The sequence below is a fragment of the Cupriavidus gilardii genome (assembly GCF_013314895.1).
Taxonomy (GTDB): domain Bacteria; phylum Pseudomonadota; class Gammaproteobacteria; order Burkholderiales; family Burkholderiaceae; genus Cupriavidus; species Cupriavidus gilardii_C.
The window spans coordinates 236561-254676 of the sequence record NZ_JABTYE010000005.1; the positions used below are offsets into that span (position 1 = coordinate 236561).

General features: G+C 69.8%; 14 protein-coding genes. 3 read left to right on the forward strand and 11 right to left on the reverse strand.

Annotation, left to right across the window (positions count from 1 at the left end; genetic code table 11):
• Nucleotides 1–20: 20 nt before the first annotated feature.
• The 6 genes from HTY53_RS07220 to edd all read right to left on the reverse strand — a co-directional run bounded on the left by HTY53_RS07220 (nucleotide 21) and on the right by edd (nucleotide 7143).
• Entirely contained in the window at nucleotides 21–842 is an 822-nt protein-coding gene (locus HTY53_RS07220; RefSeq protein WP_174105814.1) for a peptidase, read from the reverse strand.
• A gap of 142 nt (nucleotides 843–984) precedes the next feature.
• A complete protein-coding gene (locus tag HTY53_RS07225; RefSeq protein ID WP_238510506.1) occupies nucleotides 985–1803 on the reverse strand; it encodes a transglutaminase family protein in 819 nt (272 codons plus the stop codon).
• A 91-nt stretch (nucleotides 1804–1894) separates the two neighbouring features.
• Entirely contained in the window at nucleotides 1895–2848 is a 954-nt protein-coding gene (locus tag HTY53_RS07230) for an alpha-E domain-containing protein (RefSeq protein ID WP_174105815.1), read from the reverse strand.
• Nucleotides 2849–2905: 57 nt separating this feature from the next.
• Complete coding sequence (locus tag HTY53_RS07235) at nucleotides 2906–4378, reverse strand: circularly permuted type 2 ATP-grasp protein (RefSeq protein WP_174105816.1); 1473 nt, start codon at nucleotides 4376–4378, stop codon at nucleotides 2906–2908.
• Nucleotides 4379–4568: 190 nt separating this feature from the next.
• The gene (locus tag HTY53_RS07240) at nucleotides 4569–5078 is read right to left on the reverse strand and encodes a gluconokinase (protein ID WP_174105817.1); all 510 of its coding nucleotides are present in this window, start codon (nucleotides 5076–5078) and stop codon (nucleotides 4569–4571) included.
• Between the two features lie 196 nt (nucleotides 5079–5274).
• Nucleotides 5275–7143 carry a phosphogluconate dehydratase gene (edd, locus tag HTY53_RS07245; RefSeq protein ID WP_174105818.1) on the reverse strand — a complete coding sequence of 623 codons (1869 nt, stop codon included), beginning with the start codon at nucleotides 7141–7143 and terminating at the stop codon, nucleotides 5275–5277.
• 283 nt (nucleotides 7144–7426) lie between these two features.
• Between edd and HTY53_RS07250 the strand changes: the two genes are divergently transcribed.
• Nucleotides 7427–8419 carry a MurR/RpiR family transcriptional regulator gene (locus HTY53_RS07250; protein ID WP_174105819.1) on the forward strand — a complete coding sequence of 331 codons (993 nt, stop codon included), beginning with the start codon at nucleotides 7427–7429 and terminating at the stop codon, nucleotides 8417–8419.
• Between the two features lie 25 nt (nucleotides 8420–8444).
• Here the strand turns inward: HTY53_RS07250 and HTY53_RS07255 are convergent, their stop codons facing one another.
• The 4 genes from HTY53_RS07255 to HTY53_RS07270 all read right to left on the reverse strand — a co-directional run bounded on the left by HTY53_RS07255 (nucleotide 8445) and on the right by HTY53_RS07270 (nucleotide 13992).
• On the reverse strand, nucleotides 8445–10982 hold the full coding sequence (locus HTY53_RS07255; protein WP_174105820.1) for a DNA internalization-related competence protein ComEC/Rec2: 2538 nt from the start codon (nucleotides 10980–10982) through the stop codon (nucleotides 8445–8447).
• Between the two features lie 142 nt (nucleotides 10983–11124).
• The gene (locus HTY53_RS07260; RefSeq protein WP_174105821.1) at nucleotides 11125–11967 is read right to left on the reverse strand and encodes a TatD family hydrolase; all 843 of its coding nucleotides are present in this window, start codon (nucleotides 11965–11967) and stop codon (nucleotides 11125–11127) included.
• A gap of 23 nt (nucleotides 11968–11990) precedes the next feature.
• Nucleotides 11991–12749, reverse strand: a complete 759-nt coding sequence (gene lolD, locus HTY53_RS07265; RefSeq protein WP_174105822.1) for a lipoprotein-releasing ABC transporter ATP-binding protein LolD — start codon at nucleotides 12747–12749, stop codon at nucleotides 11991–11993.
• Complete coding sequence (locus tag HTY53_RS07270) at nucleotides 12742–13992, reverse strand: lipoprotein-releasing ABC transporter permease subunit (RefSeq protein WP_174105823.1); 1251 nt, start codon at nucleotides 13990–13992, stop codon at nucleotides 12742–12744. Before HTY53_RS07270 ends, lolD begins: the two co-directional genes overlap by 8 nt.
• A gap of 172 nt (nucleotides 13993–14164) precedes the next feature.
• Here HTY53_RS07270 and HTY53_RS07275 point away from each other — a divergent pair, with 172 nt between their 5' ends.
• Together HTY53_RS07275 and recJ are read left to right on the forward strand one after the other, a co-directional pair.
• Nucleotides 14165–15313, forward strand: a complete 1149-nt coding sequence (locus tag HTY53_RS07275) for a hypothetical protein (protein ID WP_174105824.1) — start codon at nucleotides 14165–14167, stop codon at nucleotides 15311–15313.
• A gap of 127 nt (nucleotides 15314–15440) precedes the next feature.
• Nucleotides 15441–17138, forward strand: a complete 1698-nt coding sequence (gene recJ / locus HTY53_RS07280) for a single-stranded-DNA-specific exonuclease RecJ (protein WP_174105825.1) — start codon at nucleotides 15441–15443, stop codon at nucleotides 17136–17138.
• A 46-nt stretch (nucleotides 17139–17184) separates the two neighbouring features.
• Here recJ and HTY53_RS07285 read toward each other — a convergent pair whose 3' ends face one another.
• The gene (locus HTY53_RS07285; RefSeq protein WP_174105826.1) at nucleotides 17185–17928 is read right to left on the reverse strand and encodes a M23 family metallopeptidase; all 744 of its coding nucleotides are present in this window, start codon (nucleotides 17926–17928) and stop codon (nucleotides 17185–17187) included.
• Between the last annotated feature and the right edge of the window lie 188 nt (nucleotides 17929–18116).

Sequence of the window (18116 nt, forward strand, 5' to 3'; positions counted from 1 at the left end):
GCAGGCCGTTGCCGGGCCGCTCACTGCGGTTCGCGCGGACGCTCGCGCCGCGCCCGCACCGGCTGCCCCCAGCGGTCGCCCTCTCCCTGCCGCGCCAGCGGATGCTCGGCCTTCGCGGCGGCATCCCATTCGGGGTTGTCGATCTCGCCGAACACCTGGCGCAGGCGCTGCCCCCAGGTCTCGCGGATCATGCAGAAATACGGGTTGCGCTCGTCGATGGTGGCAAAGCGCGTGACTTGCAGCGAATCGGCCTCGTAGACCAGCAGATCGAGCGGCAGGCCCACCGAGATATTGGACTTGAGCGTCGAGTCCATCGAGATCAGCGCGCACTTGGCGCCTTCGGCCAGCGGCAACGACGGATGGACCACGCGGTCGATGATCGGCTTGCCGTATTTGGCCTCGCCGATCTGGAAGTAGCAGTTCTCCGGCGTCGCCTCGACGAAATTGCCGGCCGCATAGACATTGAACAGGCGCACCCGCTCGCGGCCGATCTGGCCGCCGAAGATCAGGCTGACATTGAACTCGATGCCGGCATCGCGCAGCGCATCGGCGTCGCGCCGATGCACCTGGCGCACCGCGTCGCCGACGATCGAGGCGGCCTCGAACATGTCGCGGGCGGTCCACAGCGAACGCTTGCTGTCGCGGCTCTCCATCAGGATCTGCCGGATCGACTGGCTGATCGCCAGATTGCCGGCGGTCATCAACACCATGACGCGGTCGCCGGGTTCCTCGAACACCGTCATCTTGCGGGCGGTCGAGATCGCGTCGACGCCCGCATTGGTGCGCGAGTCGGACAGGAATACCAGGCCGGCATCGAGCCGCATGGCTACACAGTACGTCATGACTTTGTCTTGTTCTGGTGACATGGCGCGCGGCGGAACGCGCGGGGAGCATCCCGGCATTCTAGCGCCCTCCTCGTGGGCGCCCTTCGCACATCCCATGTCACGGCCCGCAACGGCCACCCGTCCGGGGCGGCGTGCGGAATCAGGCCGGCTCGATGACGATCTGCACCGACAGCGATTCGGTGCCGCCGCCCTCGCGCACGCCGCGGATCGGCGCGGCGGAGCGGTAGTCGCGCCCGACCGCCAGACGGATATGGCGGGTATCGGTGAAGCACCCGTGGGTCACGTCGATGCTGCACCAGCGCTCGCGCTCGGTGTCGACGCACAGATCGGCCCAGGCATGGCTGGCCAGTTCGGTCGCGGCCGGGTCGTAGAAATAGCCGCTGACGTAGCGTGCCGGAATGCCGAAGGCGCGGCAGGCGGCCACCATCACCTGGGCCTGGTCCTGGCAGACCCCGGCGCCGAGCGCGAAGGCCTCGGCGGCGCTGGTGCCGACATCGGTGGCATTGGGCTGATAGCGCACGCGTTCGCCGATACCCTGCGCCAGCGCCAGCAGCGCCGCGGGCTCATGGCCGGCGGCCAGATACGGCGCGGCGAACGCATTGAGTTCGGGCGGCGCGCTGGTCAGCGGCGTGCCGCTGCGGAAGTACAGCGGCGACACGCGCGCCTCGCCCGGCGGCGGCGCGTCGCTGAAGCAGCCGTCGGCATCCGAGGCGGGTGTGATCTCGACCTCGCCGCTGGCGGCAATGGTGATGGTGTCGGCCGGCCGCGCCAGCGTGAACTGATGGACGATATTGCCGAAGCCGTCGAGCGCCTCGGACAGGTTGCCGGGCACCGACAGCTGCCATTGGTGCACGCGCTGCAGCGGGCCGGTGCGCGGCTCCAGCCGCAGTTCGTGCACGCTGCGGATCACCGGCTCGGCATAGCGGTAAACGGTGCGATGGTGGATCTGGTATTTCACGGTCATGTTGCGCTGCGCCGCCAGATCCGCCGAGGCCCGTGCGCCTGGCGCGTCCGTGGGCGAATCCATGGACAAATCCGGCGACGCCGGTTCAGGCTGCCAGCGGCGGCACCAGGAAATCCCGGCTGATGCCGCTGCCCAGATCGCCAATGCGTTCCAGGAAGCTGGTCAGGAAAGCGTGCAGCCCGACCGCGTAGATGTCGTCGATGCGCGCGTATTTGAGGTCGGCATGCAGTTTACCAGCCTGCCGCTCGGTCTCGGCCGATTGCTGGTTGCGCACCAGCGCCAGGATCGCCACCACCTCGTCCATGCTGGACACCAGCGACCGCGGCATGTCGGGGCGCAGGATCAGCAGTTCGGCGACGCGCACCGGCGTGATCACGGTCCGGTAGATCTTGCGGTAGACCTCGAAGCCCGATACCGAACGCAGCACCGCGGCCCAGTGATAGAAGTCCTGCTCGGTCCGCTCGCTGCCGCCGTTCTCGCTGCCGGTGGCCTGGAACTTGACGTCGAGAATCCGCGCGGTGTTGTCGGCGCGCTCGAGAAACGTGCCCAGCCGCATGAAGTGGAAGGCGTCGTCCTTCAGCATGGTGCCGAACTGCACGCCGCGCGCCAGATGCGAGCGGAACTTGACCCATTCGAAGAACTGCGACGGATCGTCGCGCAGCATGCCGTCGGCGATCATCCGCTGCACGTCGAGCCAGGTGGTGTTCAGCGTCTCCCACACCTCGGTGGTCAGCGAGCCGCGCACCGCCCGCGCGTTTTCCCGCGCCGCACGCAGGCAGCTCATGATCGACGACGCGTTGGTCATGTCGCGCACCATGAAGTCGATCACGTCCTCGCGCGACAGCAACCCGTACTTGCGATCGAAGGCGTGCGTCAGCTCGGAGATATCGAGCATCGCCCACCAGCCCTGCTCGGCCACCTCGAGCGACTGCGGCAGCAGCGAGGTCTGGTAGTTGACGTCCAGCATGCGCGCGGTATTTTCGGCGCGCTCGGTGTAGCGCGCCATCCAGAACAGGTGGTCGGCGGTGCGGCTCAGCATGATGGCTCTCCGGGGTCCGGTCGGAAGGTCGCGAGGTCAAGGAAGCGGTGCGGGGGCTCAGCGTTCCAGCACCCAGGTGTCCTTGGTGCCGCCGCCCTGCGAGGAGTTGACCACCAGCGACCCCTCGCGCAGCGCGACGCGCGTCAGCCCGCCCGGCACCATGCGCACCTCCTTGCCCGACAGCACGAACGGCCGCAGATCGATATGGCGCGGCGCGATGCCGGCCTCGACATAGGTCGGACAGGTCGACAGCGCCAGCGTCGGCTGCGCGATGTACTGATGCGGCCGCGCCTTGACCACCTCGCGGAACGCGTCGATCTCCGCGCGCGTCGCCGCCGGCCCGACCAGCATGCCGTAGCCGCCGGCGCCGTGCGTTTCCTTGACCACCAGCTCGTCCATATGGTCCAGCACGTACTGCAGATCATCCGGACGCCGGCACATATGGGTCGGCACGTTCGCCAGCAGCGGTTCCTCGCCCAGATAGAAGCGGATCATCTCGGGCACATAGGGATAGATCGACTTGTCGTCGGCGACGCCGGTGCCGATCGCATTGCAGATCGTGACGTTGCCGGCGCGATAGACGGCCAGCAGCCCGGCCGCGCCCAGCGTCGAATCGGGCCGGAACACCAGCGGATCGAGAAAGTCGTCGTCGACGCGGCGGTAGATCACGTCGACGCGCTGGGGCCCCTGCGTGGTGCGCATGTACAGATGGTCGTCCTGCACGAACAGGTCGCTGCCCTCGACCAGTTCGATGCCCATCTGCTGCGCCAGGAAGGCATGTTCGAAATAGGCCGCGTTATACATGCCCGGCGTCAGCACTACCACGGTGGGGTCGGCCATGCCCTGCGGCGACACGCTGCGCAGCATGTCGAGCAACAGGTCGGGATAGTGGGCCACCGGCGCGACGCGGTTGCGCGCGAACAGCTCCGGGAACAACCGCATCATCATCTTGCGGTTCTCGAGCATGTACGAGACGCCGGACGGCACCCGCAGATTGTCCTCGAGCACATAGAACTGGCCCTCGCCAGCGCGCACCACATCGATGCCGGCGACATGCGCATAGATGTCGCGCGGCACGTCGATGCCCAGCATCTCGGGCCGGTACTGCGCGTTGTCGTAGACCTGCTCGGGCGGGATCACGCCGGCGCGGATGATGTCCTGGCCGTGATAGATGTCGTGGATGAAGCGGTTCAGCGCGGCCACGCGCTGGCGCAGGCCCTTCTCCAGCAGCGCCCAGTCGGCTGCCGGAAAAATCCGTGGAATCACGTCGAACGGAATGGTGCGCTCGGTGCCGCTGTTGGCTTCGTCCTTGTCGCCATAGACGGCGAAGGTGATGCCCACGCGCCGGAACACCAGATCGGCCTCGGCGCGCTTGTTGGCCATGGTGGCATCGGACTGGCGCGCCAGCCAGTCGCAGAACTGCCGGTAGTGCGGCCGGACCGCCTCGGGCGACAAGGCCTGTCCGGCGGCGATGATCGGGGGCGCATCGCCGCGCCAGTCCAGCATTTCATCGAAAAACGGCGCCGCCATGATGCCCCTCCCCCCAGTGCCGGGCGCCCCACTGGCCGCCGCGGATGTTGACTCCTACAGCATACGTCCGGCCGCTGCCCCCGAGAAGGAGGCCAGGTGCCTTGGCAGACATTCAAGCAAGATGTCTGCCAGTGGTTGAGCGGGGGAAAGCACCGTGAAGCGGCGCGGCGACACCGCCCCGGACACCAATTCAGTGCACCGGCTTGCCGCCACAGACCGGCGGGCGCTCGGCGAGGATCTGGCGCACCAGTTCCTCTGGCGGCTTGCGGATATCGAGCACCAGCGCGTCGCGCGGCTCCTCGAGGGTATCGAGCTGGCTCTGCAGCAGCTTGGGGTCGAAGAAGTGCCCGCTGCGGCCCGACAGCCGCGAGCGCAGCACGTCCGCATCGCCTTTCAGATAGATGAAGCTGACCCCGCCGTCGGGCGGCGTCAGCCGGTCCCGGTAGACCTGCCGCAGCGCCGAGCAGGTGAACACGTGCGGACGCCCTTCGGCGCGGGCCTGGTCGATGGCGGCGCGCATCGCATCGAGCCAGGGCCAGCGGTCCTCGTCGGTCAGCGGAATGCCGGCGGCCATCTTGGCCTTGTTGGCGGCGCTGTGGAACTCGTCGGCGTCATGGAAGCCGCAATCGAGCGCCTGCGCCAGCAGCGAGCCGATCGTGGTCTTGCCGCTGCCGGAGACGCCCATCAGGATATAGATCATGTCTGCTCCATCGATCAGGATCGGACGGTCGGGCCGTCCTTGTTGGTCTGACCGCGCGCCGGCGGGTTCGCGCGTGCGGTCGATGCCGGACGCAGAGGTCCGGCTGGCTTCGGAATTGATTCGGTATGAACCGGTATGGTTCGGTACGGTCTTTATGGTTCGGCAGCCGCTGCCGAAAGTAGGCCCTACAGCACGACTATAGTGCGCGCGGCGCCTGCGCCGCCATCGCATCGACCTCGCTGAGGTCCAGCGCGCTGCCGCCCTGCTCGGCGCTGCGCGCGTGGCGACGGAACAATCCGAACAGGCCGCGGCCCAGGCTGAAGTCGGCGAACGCATCTTGCGGCGGTGCAGCGGGAGCGCGGGCCGCGAACTCGGCCGGATCGCCCAGCCACTGCAGCGTGCCGGCGATCGCATCGACGCGCAGCAGGTCACCGTCGCGCACGCGCGCGAGCGGACCGCCTGCCGTCGCCTCGGGACCCACGTGGATCACTGCGGGCACCTTGCCGGAGGCGCCCGACATGCGGCCGTCGGTCACCAGCGCGACGCGATGGCCGGCGTCCTGCAGCGCGCCCAGCGGCGGCGTCAGCCGGTGCAGCTCGGGCATGCCGTTGGCATTCGGCCCCTGGAAGCGCACCACGACGATGACGTCGCGGTCGAGTTCCCCGCGCGTGAACGCATCCTGCAGCGCCTGCTGCGAGTCGAACACGCGCGCCGGCGCCTCGACGATCCGGTGCTCGGGCGCGACGGCCGATACCTTGATCACGCCGCGCCCCAGATTGCCGGACATCAGCCGCAGGCCGCCTTCGGGTGCAAAGGGCCGCTCGATCGGCGCCAGCACCTGCGCATCGCCGCTTTGCGCCGGGCCGTCGCGCCAGCGCAGCGCACCGTCTTCCAGCACCGGCTCCTGCGCATAACGCGCCAGACCCGGCCCGGCCACGGTCTCGACATTCTCGTGCAGCAGCCCGGCGCCCAGTAGTTCGCGGATCACGAAGGCGACGCCGCCCGCGGCGTGGAAATGATTGACGTCGGCCGCGCCGTTCGGATAGACCCGCGCCAGCAGCGGCGTCACGCGCGACAGGCGATCGAAGTCGTCCCAGTCGATCACGATGCCGGCCGCGCGCGCCATCGCCACCAGGTGGATCGTGTGATTGGTCGAGCCGCCGGTCGCCAGCAGGCCGACGATGCCGTTGACGACCGCCCGTTCGTCGACGATGCGGCAGATCGGCAGATAACAGTCGCCGCGCGCCGACAGCGCCAGCGCGCGCTGCGCCGCGGCCGCGGTCAATGCATCGCGCAGGCCGCCCTCTGGCGGCACGAAGGCCGCGCCCGGCAGATGCAGGCCCATGATCTCCATCAGCAGCTGGTTGCTGTTGGCCGTGCCGTAGAAGGTGCAGGTGCCCGCGCCGTGATAGGCCTGGCATTCGGCTTCGAGCAGCGCGTCGCGGCCGACCTTGCCGGTCGCATAGAGCTGGCGCACGCGCGCCTTCTCCTTGTTGGGCAGGCCGCTGGCCATCGGTCCGGCCGGCACCATCACCACCGGCAGATGGCCGAACTGCAGCGCACCCATCACCAGTCCCGGCACGATCTTGTCGCAGACGCCGAGCATCACCACCGCATCGAAGGTGTTGTGCGACAGCGCGATCGCGGCACCCATCGCGATCGCATCGCGCGAAAACAGCGACAGCTCCATGCCGGGATTGCCCTGCGTGATGCCGTCGCACATCGCCGGCACGCCGCCGGCCACCTGGGCCACCGCTCCCGCTTCGCGCGCGGCCGCACGAATCAGCGCGGGATAGCGTTCATAGGGCTGGTGCGCCGACAGCATGTCGTTGTACGCGGTGACGATGCCAAGATTCAACGCGTGTTCGACGCGCAGCTTCAGCTTGTCGGCGGCCGGCAGCGCGGCGTAGCCGTGGGCCAGATTGGCGCACGACAGCCCCTGCGCCGGCCCCTGTTCGCGCTGCGCGCGGGCGCAACGTTCCAGGTAGGCGGCGCGGCTGGCGCGGCTGCGTTGGACGATGCGCTCGGTGACTTCGCGCACGATGGGATCGAGAGTCTGGGGCATGCGGCAGGGGCGGCGTGCCGAGGCGGCGCGCCGAGGAGATCGGCGGCTCCGCGGCCGGCCTGTTTGTGTAGAATTTCTACATTCTACCGAAGACAGCGCCGCTCCAGAAGCCCTGATTCGCAGCAATAAACCGGTGACTCCGCAAATCCTCCGAAAAAACCGCGGCTTTCATCGCATGACATCAGGGTTATTCCCGACTGTGGCGCGGTGCGATCGGCCCGATCATTCGGCCCGACCCAGTAGAATCTCTACATATCCCGACTCCAATCCGACCTCCGCCCTCATGCGCGACCGCATCCTCGCCGTCTACGACTCCCTTCGTCCTTCCGAACGCCGCCTGGCCGACTACGTGGCGCGCCACGGCGCCAGCGTGATCCGGCTGTCGATGCCAGAACTGGCGCGCCGCGCCGGCGTGTCGCAGCCGACCATCGCGCGCTTCTGCGCGGCGCTGGGCTATGACGGCTTTCGCGAGTTCAAGCTGCAGTTCGCGCAGACCGTCGGCGCCGGCACGCCGTTCGTGCATCAGGACGTCAATCCGCAGGACCGGCCGGCCGACATCGCCGGCAAGGTGTTCGATCGCACCATCGCGACGTTGATGTCGGTACGCAATGCGCTGTCGGCCGATCAGATCGAGCACGGCATTGCGCTGCTGGCCGGCGCGCGCCGCATCGAGTTCTACGGCTGCGGCAATTCCGGCATCGTGGCGCTCGATATCCAGCACAAGTTCTTCCGCCTCGGCATGCCAACCGTCGCCTATTCCGATCCCCATGTGTTCAGCATGTCCGCGGCGCTGCTGGCACCGGGCGACGTCGCGGTGCTGGTATCGAACAGCGGCCGCACCTGGGACATGCTGACCGCCGCCACGCTGGCGCGCAGCGCGGGCGCCAGCGTGCTGGCGCTGACGCACAGCGGCTCGCCGCTGGCCGCGCTGGCCGACGTGTGCGTGTTCTCCGATGTCGAGGAGGACAGCGAGGTCTACACGCCGATGACCTCGCGCATCAGCCATCTGGTGCTCGGCGATGTGCTGGCCGCCGGCGTCGCGCTGGCGCGGGCCGATACGATGGCGGGCCGGCTGCAACGCGCGAAGGCGCATCTGCGCGAGCGGCGCATCGCCAGCGCCGAACCCGGTCATGCGCTCGAACCGGTGCCGCGGGAAAGGACGCGGCGCAATGCACGTCCGGCGGGAAAGCCCGCGGCAAAGCCGGCATCGAAAGCAGAAGCAAAGGCGGCAGCAAAGCCCGTTGCACGTCGCGCGGCCAGGCGTCAGCAGGCATAAGCAGGGCTCGGCCAGCGCCAAACCCTCACTCCGGCGCATCGGGCGCCGGCCGCCAGTAGCGCCGCGCCTGCTGCCGGAACGGCGCGATCGCGATGCCGTTCCGATCGGCGAGCAGTTCGACCGCGCCAGTGCGATCGCTGCGGTAACGCGCAATGCCGCGGCGCCCATAGCGCGCCCACACCTGCGCATGCGGATGCCGGTAGCGGTTGCGATAGCCGAGCTGGAACACCGCCGCCGCGGGGCCGACCGCTTCGAGCAACTCGTCGCTGGACGAAGTGCGGCTGCCATGGTGCGGCACCAGCAGCAGGTCCGCACGCAGCGCATCGGGCGGCAGGCGCCCGACCATCGCCAGTTCGGCGGCGCGATCGATATCGCCGGTCAGCAGCATCGCCGCATCGGGGCTCGAGATCCGCAGCACGCAACTGCGCGCATTGCTGCCGATCGTCGCGTCGTCGCCCTGCCCCGGCAACGGATGCAGCAATTCGAAGCGCACGCCGTCCCATTGCCACGCGATGCCCGCCGCGCAGACCTCGCCGACATCCGGCGCGACACCGGGCGGCAATTGCCACAGCGGATGGCCGCGCGGCAACGACGCCCACATGCGGCGCACGGGCAGCGCTGCCATGACATCGCGCGCGCCGCCGGCGTGGTCGGCATCCTCGTGGCTGATCACGAGCGCATCGAGCGCATGCACGCCGATCGCGCGCAGGAACGGCACCACCACGCGCTCGCCGGCGCTCGGCCGCGGTGAGTCTGCCGGGCCATAGGCCGGCCCCGTGTCGTACAGCAGCCGGTGGCGGCGGGTTTCGATCAGCACCGCGGCGCCCTGCCCCACGTCGAGCGCGGTAGCGCGGAAGGCGGCGGCCGGCAACGGTGCGCGACCGCTCGACAGCATCGGGATCAGCAGCACCAGTCCATGCACGCGCCACGCCCAGCCGAAGGCGCGCGGCGCCAGCAGCACCGCCGTGCCGAGCATCGCCAGGGCGAGTTCGACGGTGTCGGGCCGCGCCGCCTGCCAGACCGCCCAATTCGGCGCCGCCAGCCGGACCAGCACCGCGGCGAGCCACACCATCGCCTGATGCGCGAGCGTCAGCAGCAGCGCGGCCAACATGGCGACGGCAGCGCCGATCGGCCAGTCCGCCGGCCACAGGGTCAGCAACGCCGCGCCTAATGCCAGCGGCGTCACCGCCAGGCTGACCAGCGGAATCGCCAGCGCATTGGCCAGCGGCGACACCACCGACACCTGCTGGAACAACAGCAGCGTCGGCGGCAGCAGCCCGACGGTCACGGCCCATTGCGTGCGCACCGCCTCCGCCAGATGCCGACGCAGGCGATGCCAGCGCAATTGCCAGGCCGCCCGCTGCGACGGGTCGGCGCCGGGTGCCGCCACGGTCCGCTGCGATGCCGCCAGAAAGATCGCCGCGACCGCGCCGAACGACAGCCAGAATCCCGCCGCCCGCACCGCCCAGGGATCCAGCGCGATTGCCGCCGCCGCGGCCCACGCCAGCACCAGCGAAGCCGGCGGCCGGCGCTGCCACCACAGCGCCAGCGCGGCCACGGCAACCATCGCGACCGTGCGTTGCGCCGGCACCTCCATGCCGGACAGCAGGCCATAGGCCAACGCGGCGGCCACCGCGACCAGCGCCGCCGCGCGCTGGGCGGGACATCGCAATGGCAACGGCCGCCGCAGCCATCTGCCCAGGCCGAACGAGCGCCGCCACAGCGCCCGCGCCAGCACGCCGGCCAAGCCGGAAATCATCGTGATATGCAGCCCCGAAATGCTGACCAGATGGCCGATTCCGGTGCGGGTGAACCAGCGCCACTGTTCGGCGGCGATGCCGCTTTGGTCGCCGATCGCCAGCGCCACCAGCACGCCGGCGAACGGCGCATCGGCCGGCATCACCGCCAGCATGCGCGCGCGCATCCGGGCGCGCCAGCGCGCGATGCGCCAGGCAGGCCGCAGCGGCACCTGCGCTGCGGGGCGGCTCGCCAGCACGTAGCCGGTCGCACCGATGCCTCGCTGCAGCAGCCAGTACTCGTAGTCGAAGCCATGCGGATTGGCGAGGCCATGCGGCCGCTTCAGCCGCACGGTCAGCGCCAGCCGCGTACCGGGCAGCAGATCGGGCGGCGCCTGTTGCCAGCCGAGCGACAGCAACGCGGGCAAACCGGCCGGGTGCTTGCCGTCGACGGTGAGGTTGAAGCGCACGCCCTGACTACTGCCGGTCGGCAGGCTGGACACCACGCCGGTCAGCGACAGCGCCACGCCCTCCAGTTCGGGAACGAGCCGCTCCGCCAGCCGACGCTCGGCGCGCCATGCCGCCCAGGCCGCGCCAAGCATCGCCGCGGCGAGCACGGTCGCCAGCAAGCGGGCACCAATGACCAGCGAGGAAGACGGCAAGGGCCCGGCTGCGGACGGCGCGCGTCGTTCGGCCAACGGCGACAGCGCGAGCAGCACGCCAAGCGCCGCCAGCGCGGCGATCATGCTGATCGAAGCAGCCGGCAGCGCGGGCAGCTGCTGCACCAGCCAGCAACCCGCCACGAACGCGCACAAGGTCAGGCGCATCGCCGCGCCGGCAACGCCGCGTCGGAAAAGACTGCAAGGACTGGAAGGACCGGAAGGACTGGAAGGACCGCAGACATGCTCGCCCTCGTTCGGAGGATGACAATGCCTGCGTTTATACCGCCGGGCGGCAGCCCGAAACTTGTCAGTCCGTCACGGCGGAGGCTGGGGCCATGGTGGCCGCAAAGGCCGCCAGGCGAGGCAGCGCGTCGACCGCGTTGCGCCAGGTCGCCCGGGCCAACGCTTCGGCATCGATGCGGCGCAATTCGCCCAGCACGCGCGCGACGCCCGCCACCTCGGCCGGCGTGTTGCGCACCTTGCGCTGTTCGCCGAACTGGTCGTCGGTCAGCCAGGATGGGGCGATGTCAGGCGCATCGGTCTCGAGCACCAGCGCCTCGAGCGGCAGCTCCACCGCCAGCCGCCGGATCTGCCGCGCCCGGCTGAAGGTCAGATTGCCGCCGAAGCCGAGCTTGAACCCCTGTTCGACGAAGCGCTCGGCCTGCTGCGTGCTGCCGTTGAAGGCATGCGCGATGCCGCGCCGCACGCCGACGCGCCGCAACTGCGCGGCGACCTGGTCCTGCGACTTGCGGACATGCAGCAGCACCGGCAGATCGAAGTCGCGCGCGATCTTCAGCTGCTCGATGTAGAGCCAGGTCTGGCGTTCCGCATCGAGGCCCGGCACGAAAAAATCGAGCCCGATCTCGCCGATGCCGACGAAGCGAGGATCGGGCAGCGCGGCCACGACCTCGTGCCGCAGGACGTCGATGTCGGACTGCCCCGCCCCGGGCGTGCACAGCGGATGGATGCCGAGCGCGTAGACGCATGCCGGATGGCGATGCGCCAGAGCGCGCACCGCGGCGAAGTTCGACACCGCCACCGCCGGCAGCACGATGCCGCTGACACCGGCCGCGGCCGCGCCTGCGATCACCGCGTCGCGGTCCTCATCGAACTCGGCCGCGTCGAGATGGCAATGGGTGTCAATCCACATCGGCGATGCGCTCCGGCGCGGCTTCAGCGTTCGCGATGCAGATGGCCGTCGCGCAGCCGCAGCACGCGGTCGCAACGATTGGCCAGATCGAGATCGTGCGTGACGATCACGAAGCTGGTGCCCAGTGTGCGCGACAGCTCCAGCATCAGGTCGTAGACGCCGCCGGCAGTGTGGTCGTCGAGGTTGCCGGTGGGCTCGTCGGCCAGCACGCAGGCCGGCTGCCCCACCAGCGCCCGCGCGATCGCCACGCGCTGCCGCTCGCCGCCCGACAGTTCGCCCGGCCGATGCTTCGCGCGCTCGCCCAGGCCCACGCGGGCCAGCATCGCCTGCGCGGCCTGGCGCGCTTCGGCCTGGCGCAGGCCGCGGATGCGCATCGGCATCGCGACGTTGTCCAGCGCGGTGAACTCGGGCAGCAGATGGTGGAACTGGTAGACGAAGCCCAGGGAGCGGTTGCGCACCAGATTGCGCTCGGTCTCGCGCAGATCGGTGAAGGGCTTGCCGAGCAACGCGACGCTGCCCGAATCGGGATTGTCGAGCCCGCCCAGCACATGCAGCAGCGTGCTTTTGCCCGAGCCGGAGGCGCCGACGATGGCGACCTTTTCGCCGGCATCGATGCGCAGATCGACGCCGCGCAACACCTCGACATCGAGCCCGCCCTGGCGGAAACGCTTGCACAGCCCCTGCGCGGTGAGGATCGGCTGCGCGGCTGCGGCAGTGCCCGCCGGCGTGGCCGCGGGCGTGGCATCGGGGGAAGCGGTGCGGTTCAGGATGGCCTCACTCATAGCGCAGCGCCTCCGCGGGATTCACGCGGGCGGCGCGCCAGCTGGGATAGAGCGTGGCCAGGATGGCCAGCACGAAGGAAATGGTGCCGATGGTGGCGATGTCGTTCACGCGCGGGTCCGAGGGCAATTCGCTGATGAAATAGATGTCGCGGGGCAGGAACTGGACCTGCAGGATCCGCTCGATGAAGGGCACGATCACGTCGATGTTGGTCGCGATCAGCGTACCGCCGAGCACGCCGAGCACGGTGCCGATGAAGCCGATCGCCACGCCCTGCACGATGAAGATGCGCATGATCGAGCCGGGCTGCGCGCCCATGGTGCGCAGGATCGCGATATCGGCCTGCTTGTCGGTGACCGTCATCACCAGCGTCGACACCAGATTGAAGGCCGCCACCGCAATGATCAGCGTCAGGATGATGAACATCATCCGTTTCTCGGTCTGCACCGCAGCGAACCAGTTGCGGTTCTGCTTGGACCAGTCGCGCAGATAGAGCTCGCCCGACAGCGTGCCGGCCAGCGCGTCGGCGACCTGCGGGGCGCGCTGCATGTCGGACAGCTTCAGTCGCAGCCCGTTGGGACCGTCGAGCCGGAACAGCGTCTGCGCGTCCTGGATGTCGATCAACGCCAGCGCGCTGTCGAACTCGTAATGGCCCGACGAAAACACGCCGACCACGGTGAACTGCTTGAGCCGCGGCAGCACGCCGGCGGGCGTGATGGTGCCCTGCGGGGCCACCAGCGCGACCTTGTCGCCCACGCTCACGCCCATCGCCGCGGCCAGCTCGCCGCCGAGCACGATGCCGAAGCCGCCGGGCTGCAGCTCGGTCAGGCTGCCGCCCTTGAATTGCTTGCCGATGTCCGAGACCTTCGGCTCCTCGGCCGGATCGACGCCGCGCAGCAGCACGCCGCGCACCACGTCGCCACGGGTCAGCATCGCCTGCGCGGCGACATAAGGCGCGGCGCCGATCACCTCCTTGTTGCGCATCGCCTCGGCGGCGGTGCGGCGCCAGTCCGGCAGCGTGGACGGGCCGATGACCTCGATATGCGCCAGCACCGACAGCATGCGGTCACGCACCTCCTTCTGGAAGCCGTTCATTACCGACAGCACGACGATCAGCGCGGCCACGCCGAGCGCGATGCCGAGCATCGAAATCATCGAGATGAACGAGATGAAGGTATTGCGGCTGGCGCGTTTGCTGGCGCGGGTATAGCGCCAGCCGATCTGCCACTCGTAGGGAAAGTTCAAGACGGTTCCTGTGTTTCGTTGCCAACGCGCGCTGGGCGCCTGTCAGGCCGGATCGATGGGGCCGGCCGAGCCGCCATCGCGCCCCCGGCGCGTGCGCATTCCGCGCAAATCCGGCGCGAATTCGGTGAATCGGGACGCGCCGGCCAGCCGCGAGTTTACAATCTCGCCAACCATGACGACGCACCTGACCCTGATTGTGCCCTTTTCGGTCCCGCCCGGCGCGGATACCGAGGGCCTGGACGAGCCGAACGGCGCCGGTGGCGGCATTGCCGGCGCCCTGCTGCGGCAGTTGGAGTTGCCCGCGCTAGGAAAGTTGCTGACGCGCGCCGGCGCCAGTGCGCGCGAGCGCCACGGCGCCGGCTACGACCCGACCGGGCTGCGCTCCCTGCCGCATGAGCGCTGGCTGGCGGCGCGCGCGGGGCTCGACACCGCGCGCGTGCCCACCGCGCCCTACATGCGGCTGGCCGACCATCAACATGCCGGCGCCGCCCCCGGCCGCGACGATCGGCGCTGGGTCTGCCTGCAGCCGGTCCATATCCATGCCGCGCGCGATCATCTGGTGCTGATGGACCCCGCGCTGCTGACGCTGGAGCCGGCGGAGTCGGCCGCGCTGCGCGAGGCGATCGCGCCGCTGCTGAACGATTCCGGCATCGCGCTCGACGCGCCGCACCCCGGACGCTGGTATCTGCCCGAAGCCGTGTTCGGCCCGCTTGACGCCACGCCGCCGCTGCGCGCCGCCGGCCGCAATATCGATGTCTGGATGCAGTCCGGCCCGCGCGAGCGCGACTGGCGGCGGCTGCAGAACGAGATCCAGATGACCTGGTTCGACCATCCGGTCAACCAGGCGCGCGAGGCCCGCGGCGCGCTGCCCGTCAACTCGGTCTGGCTGCACGGCGGCGGCGCGCTGCAGGCGGTGCCGCGGCTCGCCGATACGGTGCTCGGCGACGATCCGCTGCTGCGCGGGCTGGCGCTGGCGGGCGGCGCCGCATGCCTGCCCTTGCCGCCCTCGCTGGCATCGCTGGCATCGCTGCAGGCGGACGGCACCGCGATGGCGCTGCTCGATGCCTGCGCCTCGCCCTATATCGCCGAGGACTGGGGCAGCTGGATCGAGCGGCTGCATGCGCTCGAGGCCGACTGGTTTGCGCCCGCGCTGGCCGCGCTCGAAGCGGGCCGACTGCAGGCCTTGACGCTGGTGCTCGGCGGCGACGACCATCACGCCGAATTCACCGTGCGCCGCGGCGACCTGCGCAAGTTCTGGCGCGGCATGGGCATGCGCGGCGACTGGCGCGCGCTGCTGTCCGATCTGGCCCTTGCCGCATGAGCGCGACCATGCCGATTCCGCTTCGTCCATCCTGCCGGCTTCGTCCGGTCGGCCGCCGCCCCGGCCCCTGCTTCGCTTTCGACGCTATCGTCGCTATCGTGGCTATCGTCGCTATCGTTCCGATCCCATGACCCGCATCGCGATCCGCCCCCACCAGCCCGACCACGCCAGCGCGCTCGCCGCGCTGGGCCTGCATCCGACGCTGGCGCGCATCCTGTCGGCGCGCGGCGTCTCCCATGCGCGCGAGCTCGCCACCGACCTGCCCGAGCTGGTGGCGCCGCAGGCGATGAAGGGCATTGACCGCGCCGCGGTCTATCTGGCCGATGCGATCGCGGCGCGCCGCCGGCTGCTGATCGTCGCCGACTACGACTGCGACGGCGCCACCGCCTGCGCGGTCGGCGTGCGCGGTTTGCGCATGCTCGGCGCCCAGGTCGACTACATCGTGCCGAACCGCTTCGAATACGGCTACGGCCTGACGCCGGAGATCGTCGCGCTGGCGGCGCAGCGCAATCCGGACGTGATCGTCACCGTCGACAACGGCATCGCGAGCGTCGATGGCGTGGCCGCGGCCAATGCGCGCGGCATCGACGTGGTGGTGACCGACCACCATCTGCCCGGCGACCAGCTGCCCGACGCCGCGGTCATCGTCAATCCGAACCAGCCGGGCTGCGGCTTTCCCAGCAAGAATCTGGCGGGCGTCGGCGTGATGTTCTACGTGCTGCTGGCGCTGCGCGCGGAACTGCGCCAGCGCGGCGTCTTCACGCCGGCCAGTCAGCCGCGGCTGGACACGCTGCTCGATCTGGTCGCGCTCGGCACCGTGGCGGACGTGGTCAAGCTCGACACCAACAACCGCATCCTGGTCGCGCAGGGGCTCAAGCGCATGCGCGCGGGCCGGATGCACGCGGGCGTCGCCGCCCTGTTCCGCGCCGCCGGGCGCGAGGCCAGCCGCGCCACCACCTTCGATCTCGGCTTTGGGCTGGGACCGCGGCTGAACGCTGCCGGACGGCTCGCCGACATGTCGCTCGGCATCGAATGCCTGCTCAGCGACGACGCCGAGCGCGCCTGGGAGATTGCCCAGCAGCTCGATGCGATGAACCGCGAGCGGCGCGATATCGAGGCCGGCATGCAGCAGGAAGCGCTGCAGATCCTGGAACGTCCGCTCGACGGGCTCGACCCGTCGTCTCGCTTTACCGTCAGCGTGTTCAACGACACCTGGCATCAGGGCGTGATCGGCATCGTGGCGTCGCGGCTCAAGGAGAAATTCCATCGCCCGACCATCACCTTCGCGCCGGGCGACGAGGCCACCATCAAGGGCTCGGGCCGCTCGATTCCGGGCTTTCATCTGCGCGATGCGCTCGATCTCGTGTCCAAACGCCATCCCGGTCTGCTGGTCAAGTTCGGCGGCCATGCGATGGCGGCCGGCCTGACGCTGCGCGCGGGCGATTTCGAGCGCTTCATGGACGCGTTCGAAGGCATCGGCCGCGAATGGCTGACCGACGATCACCTCGCCCGCGTGATCGAGACCGACGGCGAGATCGAGGACCACTGCTTCGATCCGGCATTCGTCTCGCTGCTCGAGCAGCAGGTATGGGGTCAGGGCTTTCCGCCGCCGACCTTCTGCGGGGAATTCGACGTGCTGCGCCAGACCGTGCTCAAGGGCAAGCATCTGAAGCTGCAGCTGGGCCGCGGCAAGCGCCAGTTCGACGCGATCTGGTTCAACCACGCCGACACGCTGGGCGCCAGCGCGATGGTGGCCTACCGGCTGGACAACAACACCTTCAACGGCGTCACGCGCGTGCAGATGGTGATCGAGCACGCGCAGTAAGCGGAAATTCGCCGGCGCCTTCGGCGAACCGGCGATGACGTCGCGCTTACCCCCGCGCCGGCAGCATCGTGGCCGGATCGACCGGCTTGCCGTTGCCGCGCACCTCGAAATGCAGCTCGCTGGCCGCGGCGCCCATACGGCCGACCGCCTGCCCTGCCTGCACCTGCGCGCCTTCCTTGACCATCGGCTGATCGAGATTGCCGTAGACCGTCAGCCAGTCGTCGTTGTGCTTGACGATCACCAGCGTGCCATAGCCGCGCAGCGCGCCGACATGGATCGCCCAGCCCGACGCGGCCGCCCGCACCGTGCCGTTGGCCGGCACCGCGATGCGCAGGCCCTTGCTGGCCGGCGGCGCATAGCCCTGTGTGACGGTGCCATCGGCCGGCCATTGCAGCGCGATGCGGCTGGCGGGCGGTCGGCTCGACTGCGCCGCGGCGCGCGGGGTGTCCTCGACCGAGGTGGGACCGCTGGACGAAGAGGACGCGGCCGCGGCACCGGCGGGCGGGCGCACGCGAATCAGCTGGCCGACCTCGATGCGGTCGCCGCTTGGCAGGCCGTTCCAGCGCACCAGGTCGCGCACCGAGCGGCGATGGCGGCGCGCGATCGAATACAGCGTGTCGCCCGAGCGCACCCGGTAGTAGCCGTCCGGCGCGGGGCCGCCCTCGCCCACCGTGCCACAGCCTGCCAGCGTCGCCAGCATCGTGGCGGCCAGCGCGGCGATGGCGCGCCGGCGGCCGATGGCGGGGACGGTCGGTGCGATCGCGGTCGGGAGGGTCGAAGTGGCTGGCATCGTCATGGCTGCATCGGAATCGGGGCGCCCTGCCGCGACATGGCCCTGGCGGACCGCGGCGGACGGGAACGGCGGGTGGAAACGAAAGCGCGCCAGCGATGTAACGGTTGGCGCACCCGCAACTGTAGACCATCGGTCGCGGCCACAGTTCGGCGCCACCTCGGACATGCGCCGCGGCGCCGCGCCGG

Coding starts and splice junctions, on each gene's coding strand:
- HTY53_RS07220 (WP_174105814.1), bottom strand. CDS start 842: ATGACGTACTGTGTAGCCATGCGGCTCGATGCCGGCCTGGTATTCCTG.
- HTY53_RS07230 (WP_174105815.1), bottom strand. CDS start 2,848: ATGCTGAGCCGCACCGCCGACCACCTGTTCTGGATGGCGCGCTACACC.
- HTY53_RS07235 (WP_174105816.1), bottom strand. CDS start 4,378: ATGGCGGCGCCGTTTTTCGATGAAATGCTGGACTGGCGCGGCGATGCG.
- HTY53_RS07240 (WP_174105817.1), bottom strand. CDS start 5,078: ATGATCTATATCCTGATGGGCGTCTCCGGCAGCGGCAAGACCACGATC.
- edd (WP_174105818.1), bottom strand. CDS start 7,143: ATGCCCCAGACTCTCGATCCCATCGTGCGCGAAGTCACCGAGCGCATC.
- HTY53_RS07250 (WP_174105819.1), top strand. CDS start 7,427: ATGCGCGACCGCATCCTCGCCGTCTACGACTCCCTTCGTCCTTCCGAA.
- HTY53_RS07255 (WP_174105820.1), bottom strand. CDS start 10,982: ATGCGCCTGACCTTGTGCGCGTTCGTGGCGGGTTGCTGGCTGGTGCAG.
- HTY53_RS07260 (WP_174105821.1), bottom strand. CDS start 11,967: ATGTGGATTGACACCCATTGCCATCTCGACGCGGCCGAGTTCGATGAG.
- lolD (WP_174105822.1), bottom strand. CDS start 12,749: ATGAGTGAGGCCATCCTGAACCGCACCGCTTCCCCCGATGCCACGCCC.
- HTY53_RS07275 (WP_174105824.1), top strand. CDS start 14,165: ATGACGACGCACCTGACCCTGATTGTGCCCTTTTCGGTCCCGCCCGGC.
- recJ (WP_174105825.1), top strand. CDS start 15,441: ATGACCCGCATCGCGATCCGCCCCCACCAGCCCGACCACGCCAGCGCG.
- HTY53_RS07285 (WP_174105826.1), bottom strand. CDS start 17,928: ATGCCAGCCACTTCGACCCTCCCGACCGCGATCGCACCGACCGTCCCC.